Origin of the sequence: Mesorhizobium sp. M7A.F.Ca.US.005.03.2.1, from assembly GCF_003997795.1 — a bacterium.
Taxonomy (GTDB): domain Bacteria; phylum Pseudomonadota; class Alphaproteobacteria; order Rhizobiales; family Rhizobiaceae; genus Mesorhizobium; species Mesorhizobium ciceri.
Map to the genome: position 1 here is coordinate 1 of NZ_RZRP01001191.1, position 1437 is coordinate 1437.

Annotated in this window: 2 protein-coding genes; one reads left to right on the forward strand and one right to left on the reverse strand. The window is 61.7% G+C overall.

Going from position 1 to position 1437, the window contains the following annotated elements; genetic code table 11:
- Positions 1-633 (reverse strand): serine O-acetyltransferase (locus tag EN991_RS36110; protein WP_127370513.1); only part of this gene is annotated, 633 nt, incomplete at its 3' end.
- Between the two features lie 147 nt (positions 634-780).
- Here EN991_RS36110 and EN991_RS36115 point away from each other — a divergent pair.
- Entirely contained in the window at positions 781-1383 is a 603-nt protein-coding gene (locus EN991_RS36115; protein ID WP_013531332.1) for a hypothetical protein, read from the forward strand.
- Positions 1384-1437: the final 54 nt, after the last annotated feature.

The following is a 1437-nucleotide window of genomic DNA, read 5'->3' on the forward strand; positions in this document are numbered from 1 at the left end:
GATCAGCACGCCGTAGCGGATCTTGGGGTGGCGGTCGCCGCCGGCCTTGCCGGTGCCGCCCAGCGTCACGCCATGCAGGATCGACACGTCATCCTCGATGACCGCGGTCTCGCCGACCACGAGGCCGGTTGCGTGGTCGATGAAGATGCCCTTGCCGATGCGGGCGGCCGGGTTGATGTCGGTCTGGAAGACCGAGGACGAGCGGCTCTGCAGATAGAGCGCGAAATCCTTGCGCCCCTGGTTCCACAGCCAATGCGCCAGCCGATGGGTCTGGATGGCGTGGAACCCCTTGAAATAGAGCACCGGCATGATGAAGCGGTCGCAGGCAGGATCGCGATCGTAATAGGCCTGGATGTCGACACGTACCGTCGTCGGCCACTCCTTGTCGTCGGCCAGCATGGACTTGAAGGTCTGGCGGATGAGATCGGAGCCGATGTCCTGGTGCGCCAGCCGCTCGGCCAGCCGATGAATGACTGCTTCTTCCAGGCTGTCCTGGTTGAGGATGGTCGAATAGAGAAATGCAGCGAGCAGCGGGTCGCGGTTGACAGCCTCCATGGCCTCGTCCCGGATCGAACGCCAGATCGGATCGACCGGCTTCAATGCGCTGTGTCGGGAAATGCTGATGCTGTTCATCGCCGTCTCGTCCTGCGTCCTGCCTGGCCTGCCTGTTGTGCTTGCCTGTTGCCTGGCCGCACATATAAGCCAGATCATAGCACGATTGAACTCAATTTTCCTTAGTGCTTTGTCAAATGGATTTGGTTCGCGGGAATTCAAGCAGCCATGGAAAACGAACCCTTGATCGACGACGCGCTGAAAAGCGAGCTCTCAGGGCTCTACCGGGCACAGGGCCGCCACTACCACAACCTTGCCCATATCGAGGCGATGCTGGCGCTGGCTGGCGACTATCGAAGGTTGCTGGCCGATCCCGAGGCGATCGAAGCGGCGATCTGGTTCCACGATGCCGTCTATGACAGCAAGGCCAAGGACAATGAGGCGCAAAGTGCCGCCCTTGCCGAAAAAAAGCTGGCGGGCCGCGCAGATCCTTCACGTATCAACCGCATCTCGGCAATGATCGTCGCCACCGCCACGCACCAGGTGCCGCCGTTCGACGACGCGACGGCCACACGGGACGCAAGTCTTTTCCTGGATATGGACCTGTCGATCCTGGGTGCCGCACCGGACGCCTTCGACGCCTATGAGCGCGCCGTGCGGCGCGAGTACCACTGGGTGGAGGAGCCGATGTGGCGAGCCGGACGCAGTGCGGTCTTGAAGAGTTTCCTCGCCCGCCCGCATATCTTCCACACGCAAGAGTTTCGCCAGCGCTTCGAACCGCAGGCCCGGGAAAACATCGCGCGATCGCTGGCGGCCCTTGCAAACGGCTAAGGACAATCAGGATAAGCGCCTATCACGATGCCAAGCAGCCTCGTCCCCGACTAC

Excerpts from the sequence above, each read along its gene's own strand:
- EN991_RS36115 (WP_013531332.1), top strand. The coding sequence starts at position 781 with ATGGAAAACGAACCCTTGATCGACGACGCGCTGAAAAGCGAGCTCTCA.